The sequence below is a fragment of the Heyndrickxia sp. NPDC080065 genome (assembly GCF_050281185.1).
In the GTDB taxonomy this organism is placed as follows: domain Bacteria; phylum Bacillota; class Bacilli; order Bacillales; family Bacillaceae_C; genus Heyndrickxia.
In genome coordinates this window covers 115801-134196 of sequence record NZ_JBNNWS010000006.1, presented here as the reverse complement: position 1 = coordinate 134196, position 18396 = coordinate 115801, and the positions used below count along the sequence as shown (strand labels likewise).

Here is an 18396-nt window from a genome sequence, read left to right as displayed (position 1 = left end):
ATTTCCCTCTTGATCTACTTCTTTCCGCGTTTTTCTGGTAGATCTTGTTGCGGGTTCCTTCTTGATCTACTTCTTTCCGCGTTTTTCTGGTAGATCTTGTTGTGGTTTCCTTCTTGATCTACTTCTTTCCACGTTTTTCTGGTAGATCTTGTTGTGGTTTCCTTCTTGATCTACTTTTTCCCGCGTTTTTCTGGTAGATCTTGTTGTGGTTTCCCTCTTGATCTACTTCTTTCCGCGTTTTTCTGGTAGATCTTGTTGTGGTTCCCTTCTTGATCTACTTCTTTCCACGCTTTTCTGGTAGATCTTGTTGCGGGTTCCTTCTTGATCTACTTCTTTCCGCGTTTTTCTGGTAGATCTTGTTGCGATTTCCCTCTTGATCTACTTCTTTCCGCGTTTTTCTGGTAGATCTTGTTGCGGGTTCCTTCTTGATCTACTTCTTTCCGCGTTTTTCTGGTAGATCTTGTTGTGGTTTCCTTCTTGATCTACTTCTTTCCGCGTTTTTCTGGTAGATCTTGTTGTGGGTTCCTTCTTGATCTACTTCTTTCCACGTTTTTCTGGTAGATCTTGTTGTGGGTTCCTTCTTGATCTACTTTTTTCCGCGTTTTTCTGGTAGATCTTGTTGTGGGTTCCTTCTTGATCTACTTTTTTCCGCGTTTTTCTGGTAGATCTTGTTGTGGTTTCCCTCTTGATCTACTTCTTTCCGCGTTTTTCTGGTAGATCTTGTTGTGGTTCCCTTCTTGATCTACTTCTTTCCACGCTTTTCTGGTAGATCTTGTTGTGGTTCCCTTCTTGATCTACTTCTTTCCGCGTTTTTCTGGTAGATCTTGTTGCGGGTTCCTTCTTGATCTACTTCTTTCCACGTTTTTCTGGTAGATCTTGTTGTGGTTTCCCTCTTGATCTACTTCTTTCCGCGCTTTTCTGGTAAAGCTTGTTGCAATTATCTTCTTGATGTACATCTCAGTAGAAGTACATCAAGTACCTTTTTAACCTTACTCAGGACTCTTTGTGATCTAGAATTGTATAAACCGCCACTCTAATAAAATATAGTCTTACAAGCAGATTCTCACGACTTTGATTGTTTTTTCTACATTAGAAAAGCGTCAGTTTAGTTAAACTCCTTGTTGCTGATATTGTACTTGGTGGAGCTTGGCGAAAATGCCGTCTTTTGCTATTAATTCATTGTGGGTTCCTTCTTCAGCAATGCCTTCTTCAGTGACTACGATAATTCGATCCGCGTTTTGAATTGTAGCAAGTCTATGGGCGATGATGACCAAATTTACGTAAAGAACCTTTCATTTTAACACGATGAAATATCTTTAAAATTCTTCGTTGATCCTATTATATTGAATTTTAGAAAAATGGTATAGAATGAAATAAAATCAAGCTGGTAAATTCCACCCAGCTTGATTCATTAATCATTATTTTTGCTTGCTTTTCCATTCATCAAATTGCTTTTGAATTTCTGTTAAAACTTTGTCAATTCCAGCTTCTTTCAACTTTTTATTATATTTCGGCAAGTATACTTCTGGATCAACCGAACCTGTTGCCAATGCTGGGTAGAATTCCTTGGAGATATTCGTAATCGCTGCAATTTCCGCTCTTACTGGATCACTGTTAAAGTGGAAACCAAGAGTTGGAGCCGGTTTTGCAGATTCGTTAAACTCCTTGAATTTATCCCATTTATCTTTTGGATCATCTCCATATAAATATAAAACGAAGAAGTTTCCAAGAGAATAAGTTGGTAGATTATATTGATCTACACGTGCTGGAAGATCTTTAATAGTCCCGTCAGAATTCTTTTCGTAATGAACCCCTTCAATTCCTTTGTCAACAAGGTTACGAAGGTATGGGTCTGTGTTAAGCAAGTTTAAGAATTTCATTGCTTTTTTTGGATTTTTTGATGTAGCTGAGATCGCCTGAATGGAACCTGATACAGAATCATTAAAAGTGGTTGGTTCTTCAGCTGGTGCAGAAACAACTTCATATTTTGCTGAACGAGTCCACAGTAAATCTGCATATGGCGCAGAATCACCCATGCGGACAAACCAGTTTTCTACATCCATTGGCCAGCTATCTTTGCTTGTTGCTGCATCTTCTTTTAGATATCCTGCTTTATAGTAGCTATGCATCGTTTTATAAGTTTGCATAGTTAAATCAGATTCAAAGAAATTAATTACATGGTCTCTGTCGCCTTCAATTGGGAATCCAAATGGCATTTCATTATTAAAGATATAATCATATGGCAGATAAGCTTTAAATGTTGCAATTGGTGTAATCGAAGGTTCATTTTCTTTAATCACTTTAAGCATTGGTTCAAGATCTTCTAACGTTTTTACTTTCGTAATATCGAAGTGGTACTTATCTACAAGACGTTTATTAAACGTATAAACAGTTTGTCTAGCCGCTTCTTTATTCGTAGGAATACCATATATTTTTCCATCAATCTTATTTCCCTCCAAAAGGGCTGGATCGATGACATTTTTTAAGTCTTTACCTTCATTATTTAACAAATCATCAAGTGCCAAGAAAGCACCTTTTTGAGCATTTTGAACATATTTTGTACCGTTAGTAAAAGTAATATCAAAAGATTCTCCAGAATTGATGATTACTTGACTTTTTTGATCCCAATCTCCCCAGTCAATTTGCGTCATTTTAACTGTGGCATTAATTTTCTTCTTTAAATATTTATTTACTTCGGCAAATACTTTATCTGTGTCTTTTTGCGGAGTACCAATTGTATACCACTTAATTTCATATGGCTGACCGCCTTTCCCGCCTTTGTCTGAAGTTGAACTCTCTTTACTGGTACATGCAGACAGGATCGTTCCAATGGTTAAAACGAATGCAAAGAATAATAATAACCTTTTCTTCATCTCTACTTCTCCCCTTTGTTTTTTTACTTTTTTATCTTTGGCTTTGTTAAACAATGCTGTTCATTCTGATAAAGTCCTTTGAAGCATACTTTCAGCTAGTTATACTTCGTATAGAAATCGCTTCAAGCATGCCACTCAGGTCATTCTACCAAGAATAACCATCAACAAAACCTATTCTTTAACGCCGCCGATAGTCAGTCCGCTAATAAAATACTTTTGGAAGAACGGGTAAGAGACTGCTATTGGTAAAGTGGCGATAACGACCATGGCCATTTTTGCTGAATCCTGCGGAATGGTTTTAAATAAACTTTGCTGCATTAAACTAATTTCAACATTTTGTCTCATAAATTCAAGGTTTGCTTCTATTTTCATAAGTAAGGATTGGAGTGGTACTAAATTTGGTTCATCAATATAGAGTAATGCATTAAACCAATCATTCCAATAGCCTAATGTACTAAACAAAGCAATCGTTGCAATCCCTGGTAATGAAAGTGGAAAAACGATTTGGAAAAAGATTCTCCATTCACTTGCCCCATCAATTCTTGCAGATTCTAAAATGGTTTCTGGGACAGATTTTATAAAGAATGTTCTCATGATGATAATATAAAAGGCATTCATGGCTAGTGGTAAGATTAATGCCCAAATTGTATTTTTTAAGTGTAAAAATTGAGTTACAACAATGTAAGTTGGAACTAAACCTCCATTGAAAAGCAATGTAAAGAATGCAAGGAAGGTGAAAAATCTTCTATATTTAAATTGGGGTCTTGAAATTGCATAAGAATAAAAGGAAATCATCAACACACTAATAATCGTTCCAACAATCGTAATAAAAAGAGTTACGCCGTAAGAATGGAGTAATTGCTCTTTCACATTCCATAAGTAATGATACGCATCGAGACTCCAAGCTTTTGGGATAATTTCAAATCCATTTCTGACAATACTTTCTTCACTTGTAAAGGAAATAACAATAACATAGATAAAGGGGAAGACACACATCAATGTAAAAATACCTAACAGCACACTAACAATCATATTTGTGACCGGGTGAAGGTTGTGATGATTTCTAGTCTTCTTTCTTTTAACTTTAAGTCCTCTACTCTCTATTGGTTGGGATATAACGATAGGTGTTTGTGCATTATCATGTTTATTTGGCATATATTTAGCCGCCAGGCGACCTTCCCTCCCTTCGTGAAACATCCAACATTAAAACAAGGCACTTTCCTCATCAATTTTTCTTACTATGTAATTCGTTATAATGACTAAAACGAAACCAACAACCGACTGATAAAGACCTGCTGCTGTACTCATACCAATATCCCCTAAGCTCATAAGACCACGGTATACGAATGTATCAATAACATTGGTAACGGGATATAAGGCCCCTGAATCTCTTGGTACTTGATAAAACAATCCGAAATCCGAGTTAAATATTCTACCAAGATTCATGATGGTTAAGATAATCATAAGTGGCTTAATCATAGGTAATGTGACATGCTTAATCTGCTTCCATTTTGACGCACCATCGATCATAGCAGCCTCATAATATGTTCGATCAATACCAACGATCGCTGCTAAATAAACGATACTGCCATATCCGACACCTTTCCACAAGCTCATAAATACGAGAATATATGGCCAATAGCTTGGCTCGTTATACCACGATATTGGATCTATATGGAACCAACCAAGGATATTATTTAATAGACCACGATCTGCACTTAAGAAAGCAAACACAAAATAGCTGCCGATAACCCAAGAAATAAAATGCGGGAACAACATTCCTGTCTGATAAAACTTCGATAATCTCTTATTTACTAACTCACTTAGTAAAATTGCTGTTGTAACCGCTGCCACAAGTCCTAAAAAAATAAATATAAGATTATATAAGATTGTATTTCTTGTAATAAGAAAAGCATCATTCGTGCTAAATAAATATTTAAAGTTATCCCATCCGACCCATTCACTATGAATGACGCTGGCAAAAAAGCCATCCGGATCGATCCTAAATTTCTTGAAGGCTAAAATTTGTCCAAACATGGGCAAGTAAGAGAATAATAGTAACCAAATGGTGCCGGGTAAAACCATAAGCAACCAAATTCGATTTTTATAAATATTCCTCACCATTACTTTCATATTTCCCCTCCTCTCTCAAAAATGTAAGCACTTCCATAAATATATTTTATAGCTGGAATAAATCTATTTATAGTTGACTTATTTTGGATTAAGTGCAAAAATCTTAGAAATTCTCAGATAACCACCATTTAAACCATGTATGATCATTTACTACTACCATATGTTTAATCGTATAAATGACAAAATAACCGACTGTAATGATACAGTCGGTCTTATTTTTTCTACTATAAAATTCTGATCGTCTTAATTTCATACGGTTTGATTTCTAACTCAATCGGTGATTTTGATTCTTCAGCAATCGGTTCTTCCATCAAATTCGTTTCAACCCATGATTCTATGTTTTTCTGAACGTTTAGAGCCACCTTCCCTCTACGTCCTTCATACTCATGTAAACGGACAATGATCCCATTACCATCGTAGGCTGGCTTGATCGCATCAATCCAAATATGGTCTGAATCCGTTTGAATAAATGACTCTTCTTTTGTCCATCTTCCTACTGCAGCAAATATTGGGTCATTCAAATCCCATGCTTTTTCTACCGTTCTCGCTTGCCGCCAATCCCCAATATGCGGGTATAGTGAGTAGACAAAAGTATGTGCTCCTTGATCAGCTTGCGGATCAGGATGAATGGCTGATTTTAATAATGTTAAACGTAGCGTATTTTCTTTTATGTCATACCCATATTTGGAATCGTTCAATAAGCTTACCCCGTAATCCGGTTCTGATAGATCTGCCCATTGGTGTCCAACCGATTCAAATTTTGCCATATCCCAACTTGTATTCCAATGTGTTGGACGTTTTACATTTCCAAATTGAATATCATATGTTGCCTCCGTTGTTCGAACATCCACAGGAAATGCGGCCTTAAGCAATTTTCTTTTTTCATGCCAATTCACATTCGTTTCAAAATCAATTCGGCGATCATTTTGATAGAATACTATACGCTGGGAAATATCAGAATGATGGTACTCCCACTTGAGGTGAATCGTAAATGTAAGCTCACCATTTTCCACTACTTCAAATTCGACTAAATGACGGATTTCTTCCATTTTTTCTTGATAGAAAATATCAATATCCCATGCATCATGTGCAAGTGGTTTATCTTCAAAAATTTGAAGAACATTCCCAACTTGATTTTCAGCGAGAACATGACGTTTTGCTTCCTTATCATAGATGGTTGTCATTTGGCCAAATTCATTCCACTCAATAAGATAAAATGGCGTTTCTAATTTCCTGTTCGAATAAATAAAATTTGATTTTGTTTCCTTCACAAATTCAATCGGTTCAAAATATACGGTTTTTGCTCCAAAGGATGGAAGGGTATCCACTTCAACCAGCCAGCCATTATGGCGTTTTTGATGGTTTAACACCGATCCATCATTGCTTTTCCAAATCCCCGTTTCATAATCAGTAAAATGTGGAATCATCACATTTTTCTTACCTTGATGATGTGTAGAGTTAAATAAAACCACAGAATGGTCCGCCTGTTCTATTCCGCTATTTATCACATGTGCTTCCAACTTATTTACTATTTGTAAAGCTTCCTCGTATTCTTCCTTAGCATCTTCATATACTTCATGAATGGATGAACCAGGAATAATATCATGAAATTGATTTCTTAAAATAATTTTCCAACCATTTTTAAGTTCTTCCTGTCCAATCCAATCTCCATTTTCGGAAATCCAAGAAGATAAGAATTCTACTCTTCTATACAAAAGCTCCAATTTTCGATTCATCTTTTTCATAAATGCCTGGCTCGTATAGGTACCTCGATGGTATTCAAGGTATAGTTCACCATCCCATTTATGAATATAACCGCTAGATTCCTCTATATTTTTATGAAGCCTTTCAAAAAATTCTCCAGCTGTTGAAGTTTTCACATTCGGCATCCCTGGTAATTGATCGAATCTTCTTCTCATTTCGAGCATATGACGATTTACACCGCCGCCCCCATCACCATAACCATATGAAAGAAGGACATCGTTTGAAAGTTCCTTATCACGATAACCTTTCCAAGCTCCTTTAACCGTTTTTGCTGTGATATAGCCATTATACGTATAGAACCAGGAATCTGGGGAGTTCCATGGTTCAGGCGTTGTAATAAAATGTGTTAGGATCTCTGTTCCATCGATCCCCTTCCAGTAAAAGGTATCATGCGGCATCCGGTTATATTGATTCCAACTAATCTTCGTTGTCATCATCGTGTTTATACCTGATTTTTTTAAGATTTGCGGAAGTGCCCAACTGTAACCGAAAACATCGGGCAGCCATAAGTAGTGACAATCCACCCCAAACTCTTCTTTGAAGAAGGCTTTTCCATGTAAAATTTGCCGGACAAGGGACTCACCACTTGGAATATTACAGTCAGCCTCCAGCCACATCGCGCCGCCAGCTTCCCACTTTCCTTCAGCAATTCTTTCCTTCATTTGTTCATAAATGTCAGGATAATCAGTTTTGATATAATCATAAAGCTGTGGCTGTGTTTGTAAGAATAGATATTCAGGATATTGTTTCATTAAATGTAATACCGTTGAAAAGGAACGAGCCGATTTCTCTCTTGTATTTCTTAACCTCCAGAGCCAGGCAACATCAATATGGGTATGACCAACAGTATGTATAGTAATATCTGATGAATGCTTGATTGACTTAATGGCCTCTGTAAGACTTGCATCAGCTTCATAACAGGAATGATAAAATTCATTACTTCCTGGTTCCGTCCAATTTATTAGTTGTAAAGCTTCAGAAATAACCTTTTTCAAAATCGTATAGACTGACTCTGCCTCATTCGTTTCCATTAACACTTCGTAAGCTGCCAGAAGGGTATAATATAAATTATCCACCCGTTTATCAAGCCAGCCAATTTTGGCCATCTCAAGTTTAAATTCATTTTCAATCGGAACGCCTCCACCCTCAAGTCCAGACCAGAGTCTGAAATCTAAACTCATCGGCCCCTTAGCGACTTGTTCATCAAAGAGGACTTCCTCATGATTGGAATCAACACCTTGATACGGTTTTCCATTTACAAATAGTAATGATTCAAATCCTGAATTATTCCCCCCGCCGGTTTTTCCGAATGAGAAAAGACCCACCGCTTGTTGATCGATAAATGACAAGTGATGATCTACATCTACATGGAGCCAAATATAACGATCGCGGCCCTTCCAATAGTCGCCAATTTTCATCACTTCTTTTTCATCATATACAGATGGAGGATAAGCGCCTACCTCCCCGTCATCTTCCTGTGTAAAAAATTGATCAATTGTGACGCAATCACGATATCGGTAACTTTCCAATTCTCTTATCCGCGATTCAAATTTTCTTTCGGCTAAAAACAATTTTTTCACCCCATTTGGTCGTTTTGGTTTGGATTGTTTCTAATTTATTTAGGATGGATTTCATTTGATCATAAAAGTCAAAAATCTGAAACCGATGACATATCTCCCATTAAGTTGAGTTTCATGTTCATGCCCCTCCCGTTTCACATTATTAATTCTTATTTAATTTATGCTGCTCTTTTCTCTAAAAGGGTAAATCGATTCAGGCAGACCTTCATCATCCAGTAGGCAGGAGCAACGGCAGAAATAAGAGGTATTAAGCCTGGAAACCTCCATATTAGATAGCCAGTAACACAGAATCCCGCTCCAATCCATATTGTTGATGGTAAACTTGTCACTGCAAATAGAAATGATTGTTTGATATATTCTTTATTTGATAACTCGAAATGAACATAAATGGCAAAGAAATACCCAACAGACAATAGAAATAGAAATGCGAGAAAGTAAAGGAGGATTGAAAGAAAGCTAGAAAAGACTCCCGTCATGATCCCGTCTACAATTCGTATATCAAGAAAGAGAAATAGGCCAATGATGTAAAAAACAAGGCCAATTCCATTACTTCTTTTCCACTCTTTAAAATAAACTTGCTTAAATGTCCTCCATACAGATATATCTGTATCTTTCTTCAGCCATTTCCGAACAATGGTAAAAAGGGCAACAGTCGCTGGGAAAAAGCCCAAAATTCCTAACCCTAGGAGGGTAAAGGCAATCCAGCACAAATTCGCCAAAACCACCCTCCAAACAATATTACTAATTTCGACCATCCAATGACCTTTTTTCATTACGTCATCCCCCTTTCAAATGACCTGGAATTTTTCTTAAGCTTCCATGCTTTTGTTTTTCATTAATTGATGATACAGCGGACTTCCTTTAACTGCTTTCCCAGTAAGACTTAACACAAACTCACTAAACATCGTGTTCGCCCATGCAAACCAGTCTCTTGTAAATTCTTCAGGGCAATCTGCATTAAATCCTTCGTGCATAAAATTTGTCCCGCCATCTGTATTTTTAAAATAAGCTAAAATTTCCTGTTTTTCCGCTTCATTTGTCGTTGTCATCCCTTGAATAGCAAGAGCAATATGCCAAATGTAATGATCAGGAGTGTGTGGACTTCCAATTCCATTCGCATATTTTCCTTCATAATAATAAGGATTATCCCTGCTCAAAAGGAAAGAGCGCGTATTTAAATAGGTCGAATCCTTGTATGGTAAATATCCTAAATATGGAGCAGAAAGTAAGCTCGGAACATTCGCATCATCCATTAAATTAACTCTGCCTTCCCCATCTGCTTCGTACACATACATGTCGCCATAAATAGGGTGATCCAGCTTCGCATATTGCTCAATACCGTTTTGAATTTCTTCACGAAGCTTTAAGCATTCCGCTTTTAATGAAGAATGGTTAAGAACTTCATCACACATTTCAGCAGCGTAGCCTAAGACGACAACAGCAAACATATTAGCTGGTACAAGATAACCGTACGTGCAGGCATCATCGCTAGGACGGAAAGCGCTCCATGTCATCCCGTTGGGAACAACACGACCACCCTTTCCATTGCGAATTAACGTATCTGACTGGCGAACATCTTCACGTTCAAAGCGGTAGGAAGAATGATTTTCATGATCTTGCTCTGACCGCCACACTTTAATAATTGTTTCGATCACATGTTGGAACGTTTCATTTATATGAGATGTACGTCCTGTTGACTTCCAAAATAAATAGGCAAGCTGCAAAGGATAGCACAAGGAATCAATTTCGTATTTTCGTTCCCAAATATGAGGGGTCATCTTTGTAAGGTCCGTTTGATGTCCCTTGCCATTTGCTGTTTCATTGAAAGCATTGGCATAAGGGTCATGTAAGATAAAAGCATAGTGTTGGCGAATAACCCCTTCCAATAAATCAGCTATTTCCTCATCTTCTTCGGCTGCAAGTAAATAAGGTCTTACTTGTGCGGCTGAATCTCTTAACCACATCGCAGGAATATCTCCTGTAATGACAAAAGTTTTTCCATCTTCTTGTTTTTTCATCGTTGTTTCGTACGTATTCACAAAACATTGTTCAAACATTAGGTTCAGTTTTTCATCATGTGGAAAGTATTCCTTTACATGATTGATTAGCTTTTGCATCGATTCTGGAAGTTTTGACGTCATTTTACTTTCTCCTCTCTCATATTACGAAAACCGAGTGTGATAATTTCATAGCCTTCTATGTTATATAGGTCCTTTGATTCTCTTGTTTTTTCTTCAAGAATCGTACTTTTATAGGATGCAAAATCAGGATGAACGGAAGCCTTAAGACTTTCACTTGTTCCTGCAGGATTAAACCAACGAATCATTACGTCATCATGCTCTTCTGCCACTTTCATTGACGACCATACAAGTCCATTTGACTCCCAGTCCACAAACTGATGTGTTCCCGGCAATGTGCCTTCATGGGAGGTGGTCTGAATAACCATTAGTGGGACTTTGTATTGATAAGCATCCACATATGCTTTTGATGTAATGACATCTTTTTCATGGGAAAGAACTTGCCATTCCGCTGTCTGGATTCCTAAGCATTGTGCTTCAGGTGTAGGGAAGTCCCCCCAGTCACCAAGCTCCGCAACTGAACGAAGCACAGTTACCGCTATCGTTCCATCTTTTTGCAAGATTTCGTATTCTTGAAGACCATCCGTAGCAATTGTCAGCCCATTCTTGTCATCCGCTAGGCTTGCAAATCGCTGCTGGTGATGACAAAAGCTCGGATTTTCCCACTCCTTCTCCGGAGTATTGGGGCGATTTACAATCTCAAAAACACTGTCAGCCTTATGTGTATCTGCCTGAAGTCCTGTAGGGAATAGCACACGCAAACGATGATCCTTTGATTGATTATCGATAAAGAGCTTAAAGGATGGCCCCTTCATTCCTTTTTCGAGAGTAACAACGGTTCTAAGCGAAAGGGTGGTCATTTCACTGGATCTGCCCGCTTTTCTTTCCTTATGCCATATGAGTGTATGACGCTCCATTTGTAATCGCTCGTCCGCAGAAACCGGGATCGATAATGTGTGGGTAAACTCAAGAACGGTTCGTAGTGCACTTCTTTCCAAAATGTTAAATTGCGCTTTTACATCTTTTGTTGTGATCGCGGCATGTCCTGTCGCTTCCTTAAACATATATTCGTTACCGGCATCCCCTGTGTCTTCGTATATGCCTAGACCGTAAAACGTATGACCTGTTTCCTTATGCGTGATATCATATGTCCCATCTTCATGGAACAGTAAGTGAACATATTCATTTTCCATTTGTAGTCCTTGAACTGAGGTTGAAACACATTGCTCCACTTTCGGTTGATCTTCAGGAACAAGGTAGAAGGTCTTGTATCCGAATGATGGAATCCTCTCTGCATAAAATGATAGCTTTGCCCGCTTTGCAAAAAATGGCTGGCGGAATTTATCGTTAGGTAAATCATAGCCAAATTCGACCGAAGGATTCTCAAGATGAAATTCGACAGCATTGCCTTCATCATCCACCAACTTGTATGCAGGCGTCTCTTTATCCTGCAAATATGCCGGAATTTCTTCAAAGTGCATTTGTGAAAAATACACTCTTTCAAGATCAACTAGTTTTGAAACAACCTCGTCTTTGTTCCACCCAGTAGTATTCATAACAACAAGAGGAATGCCCCCATCCGGTGTTTGCGATGTATCAACAGCAAGGGCAAGCTCTGCTGCTTGTTCCTGCACAAACACTTCTCCCATATGGGAGACACTTTCAAAGCGGCTGACCATTTCACGGTGAACCTCATCTATACTGCAGCCGCAAATGCTGTCATGCGGGTGATTTTTCATCAAGGATTTCCACATAAAGCGAATATATTCACGCGGGTATGATCCACCTGCTAAATGGACAAAAGAGGCGAGTGGTTCAGCAATTTTTTCCAAAAGAGTTTGACATCGGTTATTCCATTGCTTTAAGTAAATACGGCTTGACGCAGTATTGACGAGAGTGGACCATCCATCTGTCCGCTGATTTCGTAGTTCTCCTTCAATTACTTGAAGCGTCGAAGGAAGATCCCTTTTTAAATCCTCTGTATATTCGTCAAAACTTGAATGCTTAAAAGTATAATCAGAAAAGAGGTCAGATGCCGTTTCAATGGCCTTAGGGATCGTTTTTTGCAGCGGCTGGTGATCGCAGCCATTCATAAACAATAATTGATTGGTAGACGCATATTTTTCTGCATCTTGAAGCTTTTGATTCCAGAAGGCTTTCGCTTCTTCTTCATCCACCGGGATTTCATTTCCGTTTGAATACCAATTCGCAAATAATATCCCTAAAACACTAGAACCATCAGGCGATTTCCAAATCATCTCGGAAAAAGGAGATTCAAAGCTAGGGGTGTCTGACACTGTGTTATTAAATCCAGTCGGCTTTACGCCTCTTCCAAATGCAGCCGTATCAATGCCTGCCTGTTTTAAAAGCTGGGGAGCCTGACCGTAAATACCAAATGTATCAGGAAAATAGCCAATTTTTGATACATGCCCATATGCTTTCGTATCATTCATGCCGATCAATAAATTCCGAACATTTGCTTCAGAGCTTGTTAAAAATGCATCCTGAAGCACATACCAAGGTCCAATATATAGTTTTTTCTCTTCGATCAATTGTTTAACGATTTCCCGATTTTCCGGATGAACAGCAAAATAATCTTCTAACAGAACCGTTTGCCCATCTAGATGAAACGATTGAAAAGCATTTCCTTCCTTTTTGAACTGATCTATTAGATTATTCATAAGCTTAATAAAGTAATAGCGATGTTTCTCAAATGGCAAATACCACTCTCTATCCCAATGGGAATGGGATATTATATGGGCCGTCTTCCTCACAAGACTTCCCCTCCTTCATCTATTTATACAGCGAGAAAACGCTGTCATTTTATTTTTGATTGAATACTCCCACTATTAACAATAAAAAAATTTACCTAGAGTAGCAATAGAATATGGGTAAGTCATAAAGATATTACAGTGTATATAAAATTAGTACATTTAGGGATGAGAGGTCCGGTCAGGGACGCTGGACCAGGTCCACTGTCCCAGGAAAAGAATAACTATAAAAAGAGAAAGGTTTGTGGGGGGGCATTCGTAATAATCGTAGAAAAGAAAAAAATCCAACAATTAAATGTTGGATTTTTTTGTCTATATTTGGGACGTGGGACCGTGTCCCACCGTTGATTCAGTTATAAGAATTAGTAAGCTAATAGCGACGCTCCGATTCTACATATACGGCATATATTTTGGAGTAGCAGGTATCAAATATAAACTCTACGAATTCGTATCCAATTCACTTAGCAGTTGCTCGATCTGCTGCTTAAACTCCGGGATTTTGTTTTGAACTACATCCCATATAATTTGGAAATTAATGGAGAAATAACCATGAATCATCATATCTCTCATACCGGCCATCTTTCTCCATTCGATGTGAGGATTAGATTGTCTTATATCTTTTGGAATGTTTTTTGTAGCTTCTCCTATCACTAAAATATTCTTTATAACCGCATCATACACTAAATCGTTATCAATAAAATCCTCGAAAGACAGCCCTCTGGTATATTTCTCAACTTTAATTGCAGAAGATAAAATATCCTCCAAAAATACTTTAGGCTCCCTCTGCATACTTAGCACTCCTTAGAATACTTGTCTTTAACGCTGGCTTAATATCATCCAAAATAACCAGATCAATGGGCTTCTGAAATCGATCTTCAAGATTAAACTTTAAATCCATATAGTTATCAAAAGATAATTTATTATCCACAAATTCCACTAACACATCAATATCACTAAAGTCATTTTGTTCACCACGGCTATACGAGCCAAACAGTCCGATTCGCTTCACACCATATTTTTCTTTCCATGTATTTAGATTTTTTGATAATTCATCTAGGATTTCCTGCTGCGATAACATAGTAATCACCGCCATTATCTCTTTATTCGTTACTTCCATTATAGCATTTCTATATTTTTTTATTCTAATGTTTCTAAACCTCGCAAAAAATCTTGAAAATATAATGCTGGCAAGGATTGTTTTTCACTTTGCAGTTGGCTTTTTGCAACGGCTACGATGTTTAATTTTGGAACAACAAAAATGTACTGTCCATATATCCCATTCGCATAAAAGAAATCTATTGGATTATCAATTGTATTATTCTTATAAGTCCAAATCTGATATCCATACCCGTATTCCCCATTTTCTGATGAATTCACAGATTTATAGGGAGCTTGAGCTTGTTTAATCCAATCGGAAGATACAATTTGTTTGTTGGCAAATTTTCCATCTTGTAATAGCAACAAACCAATTTTCATCATATCTTCGATGTTCATCGATAGGCTGAACCCACCGCCATGAATCCCCTGCGGATCCTTTACCCAAATATAATTTTTAAATCCCAATGGATGAAACAGATTCTCTTCTGCAAAAACTGCCGTTGGCAAGCCTGAAACTTTATTGATTATGGCACTTAGTAAATGAGAGTCTCCAGAATTATAGCGAAAGGTAGTTCCAGGATCCTCAGTAATAGGCTGTTTTAATATAAAATCAATCCAATTATTCGCCCCTTGAAAATTACCTGTACCAAGTCCAGAAGTCATCGTAAGTAAATGATAGATAGAAATTTCTTTTTTCCGGCTTTCGCTCGATTGTAATAATTGCGGGAAAAAGTGATAGATAGGAACGTGGATATCTTTAATCATCCCTTTATCAACCAGAATTCCTATTAAAATAGAAATAATCGTCTTTGTAACAGAATAAACTTTGGTTGGTTTTTCTTGTATCTTCTTATTCTTCAGATACTCAAAAAACCGATCCTTTCCATTATTTATTATAAACGCTTCGATTTTTACCTTTTTTAGTTTCTTTTCTAACTTTAGTAGTTCTTGTTTTAGTTCGTTGCTATTAACCTCGAGTATTTGAGACAATTCGTTCTCCCCCTTTCACTTTTAATATTCTTACAGAATATTAAAATGACCTTCTTTTTTCTGGGACGCAGGGTCTGGTCCACTGTCCCAGACCAAGAAAAACTTTAACGAGAGAAAGGTTTGAAGGGGACCATTCAATATAATCGTGGAATAGAACAAAAGCCAACAATCAAATGCGGCTTTTGTGTCTATACCTGGGACGTGGGATCTGACCCTGTGTCCCAGGACGGAGCCACTTCTTTTTTCGGAGAATAACTGATCCCCACAAACACGAGAAGAATTCCGAGTATCTGGTAGATATCGGGATGGTAGTTTAGAATTGTGACATCTAGTAGAATTGCAACTATCGGATCCACAAAGACTAATATAGCAATGGTTTGAGCCTTTAATTCTCGTAAACTGCTGAAAAATAAATAGTATACAAATCCTGTATGAATAAATCCAGTAAAAATGATATAGAGCCAATTCTCAATGGTGAGATGCGCAAAATTTGACCATTCCACTAATGGAGACAATAATAAGACACCTAGACCTGTTTGAATAACGGTGGTTAACAACGGACTGAGTATTTGAATTCCTTTTCCCGTAAGTGAAGTAAGAGCATAGAAGAGTGCTGCTGCAAATGCCCATAGAACACCTGTCGATAAAAAGCCAGCAACAGTTGTATGTTGGTGAATCCCTCCAACTAACAATGTTCCTAAAAAGCAAATAAAGAAAAAGATCAATCCTATTCCAGTTAATTTTTCTTTAAAAATAAAAGAACCTAGGAGAAGGACAATAACAGGTGCTAAATGATAAATGGATATCGCCACAGTAATGGGCATTAATTCAATAGAGTGAAAGAAAAAGACCCAGTTTATGATAAGAAAAACACCACAGAGTAATGCAAGTAAATATTCCCGACGGGGTATAGAAGTTTTACTCTGCTGTTTAGTTTTTAATGTGTGAAAACCCCATATTGCTCCTAAAAGAATGCTTGCACAGAGGCAGCGCACAAATACTAATTCGATTGACGGGAGTCCTGTTTTTATTGAAAATAAACCGATTGAACCGAATATTGCCATGGAGACGGCAAATTTTAGTTTTGCATACATCAACTTACCTCCAAAGTAATTAGAATTATGAGAACTACAATTTTGTGATAAAAAAACAGCTTCATGTTAATCTGCTTTTTCTTTTCATGGCATGAATTAAATCTTTTCGCACCTTCCAAAGCTCATCTATTTTTTCAGGATCGAATGCATTTGTGATTTTACACTCATATTTTGAAAGTCATATGATTGTAATTTGATGATTTCTTGATCTTCCATAATGGTAGTTATCGTATTAACTACTATATATCACTCGTACATAATTGTCTATAATTTTTAGATAATTATTACTTATTAATTTCTTCGCTTGCTCAATAAAAAATAGGGTTTTCGTTCCAGCCTTGTTTTCATCCTTCTCCATCAAGTTTTTTTGCTTTTTTGGTTTGATTTGTGTGACCTTCTTTTTAGTGCGTTCCCTTCTTAAGAGCAACTTGTTCAGATTCCTCCGATATTTTCTTATCGGCTATTGTAGTTTGGTATTAGATACTTATGAATCCCCCAAAAAAGAAAAGCCCTATAGAGAATGTGTCTCTATAGAGCAATCTGGGACAGTGGACCCGACCCCATGTCCCGGACAAAGAACCATGTCCCACTTACTTATACATACCTTTGTGGTGTTTCTTTGCATATGTCATTGCGGTGCGAATTTTGTTTTCGTATTTGTAATTGCCGTAGTCATAAAACTTTTTGACTAAGCCAGCTTTTGTAATCTTTTCCTGTTGAAGTTTTCCATCTACCCAGACCCAGGCTAGTAAACGATTGTATTTATCATATAAGCTCTTACCATCTGTTTCTAATTGAATTTTCTTTGCTTTTTTAAGTAGATTGCAAGTGTATTTGCTTGCGGTCTTGCCATATGGTTCTTTCTTAATTGTACTTTCTGGTGTGTCTATGAATAAGAAACGTGTTTTATATACTTTGCCATTCACTTTAAAATGTGCGGTATCCCCATCAACACACTTATACAATGTTGCATTGTATTTTTTATGAAGCTTTATTGCAGATGAAGAAGTATTGGACTTCTTAGGCTTTGATTTTGCAGTAGATGATCCAGTCTGCAATTTGTAACCTTCTAATTCTAGTTTTGATGTAGTTAAAGAGTTTTTACATTTATTGCTACTATATTTTTTAACCAGTGACACTAACTCTGCTTTCGTTTTAGCTGTTTTCGCTAGTTTCGTAGGTTTATGTAATAAGTAGTGACAGTTTGAGTTACGAAAATGGCCGCCGAGCTTATCTAGTGCTCCCTTATGTGCAAAAGATTGATTAGGAAACAGGGCAACCATAATCATTACGATTGTAATCATAGAAAAGATTGATAACAGTTTTTTCATTGGAATTCCCCTTTATATATTGGATACATTTTCAAACGCTTGTATATGATACCATGCTACTGGAAGAAAGTGGATCGGTAATTGTTGGTAATTTTTCGAACTAAAATTACTTAATTTTAGGGGAACATTTCTACTACTTGTCCTGCTTCTCATCCTTCAAGAATCTTATGTTCTGAATCCAAGCTTCATATCTAGCTTGTGATCGTTTTTTTAAATGATTAATTAAGTTACAGAACTATCCCTTACCTATGTTATTTATCCCCAAAAAAGAAAAAATCCATAGAGATTTTTCTCTACAGATCTTTTCCAACACGGGACAAAGGACCTGACCCTGTGTCCCATTCCGGATTATTTTACCCATACTCCACTACTATTGAAGAAGTATTGTTTTCCGGAAATCGTTACCCAACCAGTTTGCATAACACCGCTCTTATCGAGGTAGTACCATTTCTTTCCGTCTTTTAGCCAGCCTGTTTGCTTGGCTCCACTGCTCTTATCGAGGTAATACCATTTCTTTCCGTCTTTTAGCCAGCCCGTTTGCTTGGCTCCACTGCTCTTATCGAGGTAGTACCATTTCTTTCCATCTTTTAGCCAGCCTGTTTGCTTGACTCCACTGCTCTTATCGAGGTAGTACCATTTCTTTCCGTCTTTCAGCCAGCCCGTTTGCTTGACTCCACTGCTCTT

At 37.4% G+C, this 18396-nt stretch carries 13 protein-coding genes and 1 pseudogene; all 14 read right to left on the bottom strand.

Features of this window, described 5'->3' with window-relative positions:
• Window positions 1-1109: 1109 nt before the first annotated feature.
• Entirely contained in the window at window positions 1110-1274 is a 165-nt protein-coding gene (locus tag ACQKP0_RS08720) for a hypothetical protein (protein ID WP_427405575.1), read from the bottom strand.
• Between the two features lie 144 nt (window positions 1275-1418).
• Window positions 1419-2873: an ABC transporter substrate-binding protein gene (locus ACQKP0_RS08715; protein WP_427405437.1), complete on the bottom strand. Its 1455-nt coding sequence runs from the start codon at window positions 2871-2873 to the stop codon at window positions 1419-1421.
• A 171-nt stretch (window positions 2874-3044) separates the two neighbouring features.
• Window positions 3045-3905, bottom strand: a complete 861-nt coding sequence (locus tag ACQKP0_RS08710) for a carbohydrate ABC transporter permease (RefSeq protein ID WP_427405571.1) — start codon at window positions 3903-3905, stop codon at window positions 3045-3047.
• A 171-nt stretch (window positions 3906-4076) separates the two neighbouring features.
• Window positions 4077-5006: an ABC transporter permease gene (locus ACQKP0_RS08705; protein ID WP_427405436.1), complete on the bottom strand. Its 930-nt coding sequence runs from the start codon at window positions 5004-5006 to the stop codon at window positions 4077-4079.
• A 224-nt stretch (window positions 5007-5230) separates the two neighbouring features.
• Window positions 5231-8341, bottom strand: a complete 3111-nt coding sequence (locus ACQKP0_RS08700) for an alpha-mannosidase (protein ID WP_427405435.1) — start codon at window positions 8339-8341, stop codon at window positions 5231-5233.
• Between the two features lie 167 nt (window positions 8342-8508).
• A complete protein-coding gene (locus ACQKP0_RS08695; protein WP_427405434.1) occupies window positions 8509-9123 on the bottom strand; it encodes a YesL family protein in 615 nt (204 codons plus the stop codon).
• A 36-nt stretch (window positions 9124-9159) separates the two neighbouring features.
• A complete protein-coding gene (locus ACQKP0_RS08690; RefSeq protein ID WP_427405433.1) occupies window positions 9160-10491 on the bottom strand; it encodes a glycoside hydrolase family 125 protein in 1332 nt (443 codons plus the stop codon).
• Window positions 10488-13202: an alpha-mannosidase gene (locus ACQKP0_RS08685; protein WP_427405432.1), complete on the bottom strand. Its 2715-nt coding sequence runs from the start codon at window positions 13200-13202 to the stop codon at window positions 10488-10490. The genes ACQKP0_RS08690 and ACQKP0_RS08685 overlap by 4 nt, the downstream gene beginning before the upstream one ends.
• A gap of 435 nt (window positions 13203-13637) precedes the next feature.
• The gene (locus ACQKP0_RS08680; RefSeq protein ID WP_427405431.1) at window positions 13638-13988 is read right to left on the bottom strand and encodes a HepT-like ribonuclease domain-containing protein; all 351 of its coding nucleotides are present in this window, start codon (window positions 13986-13988) and stop codon (window positions 13638-13640) included.
• A complete protein-coding gene (locus ACQKP0_RS08675) occupies window positions 13972-14277 on the bottom strand; it encodes a nucleotidyltransferase family protein (protein ID WP_427405430.1) in 306 nt (101 codons plus the stop codon). Before ACQKP0_RS08675 ends, ACQKP0_RS08680 begins: the two co-directional genes overlap by 17 nt.
• Before the next feature lie 59 nt (window positions 14278-14336).
• Window positions 14337-15287 (bottom strand): serine hydrolase domain-containing protein, encoded by a 951-nt coding sequence (locus ACQKP0_RS08670; protein ID WP_427405429.1) that lies wholly within the window; start codon window positions 15285-15287, stop codon window positions 14337-14339.
• Between the two features lie 188 nt (window positions 15288-15475).
• Window positions 15476-16381, bottom strand: coding sequence for a DMT family transporter (locus ACQKP0_RS08665; protein WP_427405428.1), 906 nt, complete (start codon window positions 16379-16381; stop codon window positions 15476-15478).
• 590 nt (window positions 16382-16971) lie between these two features.
• Window positions 16972-17712, bottom strand: a complete 741-nt coding sequence (locus ACQKP0_RS08660; protein WP_427405427.1) for a thermonuclease family protein — start codon at window positions 17710-17712, stop codon at window positions 16972-16974.
• Window positions 17713-18060: 348 nt separating this feature from the next.
• Window positions 18061-18396 (bottom strand): annotated as a pseudogene (locus ACQKP0_RS08655) (glucosaminidase domain-containing protein); the annotation flags it as partial.